A 2,521-nucleotide genomic window follows, 5' to 3' on the forward strand; every position below is an offset into this window, starting at 1 on the left:
GGGATCTGCACCGCGCCCGCGATCGCGCGGAGGTGGTCGAGCGCCTGCTCGAGGGAGAGCTCGTTGTCGGCGAGACCCAGGGTCCAGGCCGCGCCGGCACTGGTCGTCGCGAGCGCCGGGAAGCCCAGCTGCTCGAGGACCCGGGCGCTGCCGATGTCCCAGGGGTTCGGCATCACGAAGCAGCCGGTGGCGTGCAGGTCGTGGAAGGCGGCGATGCGGTCGTCGTACGTGGTCATCTGACACCCCAGGCATAGGTCTGCTTGCGCAGCTTCAGGTAGACGTGGGTCTCCGTCGAGAGCACGCCCTTGATGGTGCGGATCCGGCCCGACACGATCTCCAGGAGGTGGTCATCGCTCTCGCAGACGACCTCCACCAGCAGGTCGTAGGACCCGGCCGTGATCACGACGTAGTCGATCTCGTCGATCGCCGCGAGCGCGTCGGCGATCGGCTCGAGCTGGCCGGTGGCCTTGATGCCGATCATCGCCTGGCGGGCGAAGCCCATCTCGGTGGGGTCGGTGACCGCCACGACCTGGACCACGCCACCGTCGACGAGGCGCTGCACGCGCTGGCGCACCGCGGCCTCCGAGAGTCCGACGGCCTTGCCGATGGAGGCATACGAACGACGGCCGTCCTCCTGGAGCTCGGCGATGATCGCCTTCGAGACGTCGTCCAGCACGACCGAGCGGGATTTGTTCACGGACACGATCCTCACAGGGTTCAGGCACCCTACGCAACACGCAGGTACGGATTCCGTTGCATTCATGTCAACTGACCACGGAATCCCTTGTCACCGGTAGTCCGCCGTGTCACGATGCGCACATCTTTGATTCGGAGGTGGCATCCGTTGGTCTCTTCCCGGCTGAGTCGCAGGACCATGCTGCGCGGCGGCTCCGGGCTGCTCCTCGGCGCGGGCGGCCTGGCGGCACTCCCCCTGTTCGGAACCCCCGATCGCAAGCAGGACCCCGCGAAGTGCACGACGCGCGACCTGTCGGAGTCCGACAAGCGCCTGATCGTGTCGAACTGGCCGGGCTACCTCGACGAGGACGACGGTGAGTACACCTCGACGCTGACCGACTTCCAGAAGGCGATGGGCATCGAGGTCAGCTACACCGCAGACGTCAACGACAACCTCGAGTTCTTCGCCAAGGTCGTCAACCAGCTCGGCTCCTGCCAGTCCTCCAAGCGCGACCTGTTCATGCTCACCGACTGGATGGCCGCCCGGATGATCCAGGTCGGGTGGATCCAGCCCCTCGACAAGGCGAAGGTCCCGAACCTGCACGCCAACCTGATCGACTCCCTCGCCGGCGTCGGCTGGGACCCCGACCGCACCTACTCCGCGCCGTGGCAGAGCGGTCTCACCGGCATCGCCTACAACAAGTCGAAGGTCAAGGAGGTCCGCTCCTTCTCCGAGCTGCTCAGCCGCCCGGACCTCAAGGGCCGCGTGTCGCTGCTCACCGAGATGCGCGACACCATGGGCCTGATCATGCTCAGCGAGGGCGCCGACCCCGCCAACTTCACCGACGGCGACTGGGACACGGCCCTCGAGAGGCTGCGCAAGGCGCGCGGGGACGGGCAGATCCGGGCCTTCACCGGCAACGAGTACATCCAGGACCTCGCTGCGGGCAATGTCGTGGCCTGCGAGGCGTGGTCCGGCGACGTCGCCGCGGCCGAGGACGAGAACCTCGTCTTCGTCACGCCCGAGGAAGGCCAGATGATCTGGGCCGACAACATGCTGGTGCCGAACCTCGCCACCCACAAGGGCAACGCCGAGAAGTGGATCAACTACTACTACGAGCCCGAAGTGGCGGCGAAGCTCGCGGCGTACGTCTGGTACATCTGCCCGGTCAAGGGCGCACAGGAGGCGATGGAGAAGGTCGACCCGAGCCTCGTCGACAACCCGTTGATCTTCCCGACCGCCGAGTCGCTGGCCACCACGCACTCGTTCATGGCCCTCGAGGAGTTCCAGATCCGCGCCTACGAAGGAGATTTCGCCGATGTCATTGGCGGCTGACAGCTCGCGGAGCCTCCGGCTCACCGCACTCACCAAGGAGTTCAGCACCTTCACCGCGGTGAAGGCCCTCGACCTGGAGATCCCCGCAGGGAAGTTCTTCGCCCTGCTCGGCCCGTCGGGCTGCGGGAAGACGACCACCCTGCGCATGGTGGCCGGCCTCGACGTACCGACCTCGGGCACGATCCACCTCGGCGACGACGAGATCACCTACGAGAAGCCCTACCGGCGCCCGGTCAACACCGTCTTCCAGAACTACGCCCTGTTCCCGCACCTCGACATCCACGAGAACGTCGCCTTCGGCCTGCGCCGGCGCAAGGCCAAGGACGTCGACGAGCAGGTCAGGGCCATGCTGGAGCTCGTCGAGCTCGAGGGCCAGGCCCGCAAGAAGCCGCCCATGCTGTCCGGCGGGCAGCAGCAGCGGGTGGCCCTCGCCCGGGCGTTGATCAACCGACCCGAGGTGCTGCTCCTCGACGAACCCCTCGGCGCCCTGGACCTCAAGCTGCGCCGAGG

The 2,521-nt window shown here is 67.2% G+C and carries 4 protein-coding genes; 2 read left to right on the top strand and 2 right to left on the bottom strand.

The genetic code is table 11. The annotated features are described in order from the left end of the window. On the bottom strand, positions 1-236 hold a 236-nt coding region (locus tag ACOADB_RS14685), incomplete at its 3' end, for an isocitrate lyase/phosphoenolpyruvate mutase family protein (protein ID WP_378599973.1). Next, on the bottom strand, positions 233-673 hold the full coding sequence (locus ACOADB_RS14690) for an Lrp/AsnC family transcriptional regulator (protein WP_378599997.1): 441 nt from the start codon (positions 671-673) through the stop codon (positions 233-235). The genes ACOADB_RS14685 and ACOADB_RS14690, both read right to left, overlap by 4 nt. Before the next feature lie 171 nt (positions 674-844). Between ACOADB_RS14690 and ACOADB_RS14695 the strand changes: the two genes are divergently transcribed. Both ACOADB_RS14695 and ACOADB_RS14700 read left to right on the top strand, forming a co-directional pair. Next, complete coding sequence (locus ACOADB_RS14695; protein ID WP_378599975.1) at positions 845-2,011, top strand: polyamine ABC transporter substrate-binding protein; 1,167 nt, start codon at positions 845-847, stop codon at positions 2,009-2,011. Then, a partial coding sequence (locus ACOADB_RS14700) for an ABC transporter ATP-binding protein (RefSeq protein WP_378599977.1) occupies positions 1,995-2,521 on the top strand: 527 nt, incomplete at its 3' end. The genes ACOADB_RS14695 and ACOADB_RS14700, both read left to right, overlap by 17 nt.

This window comes from Nocardioides sp. CPCC 206348 (assembly GCF_048654705.1).
Taxonomy (GTDB): domain Bacteria; phylum Actinomycetota; class Actinomycetes; order Propionibacteriales; family Nocardioidaceae; genus Nocardioides.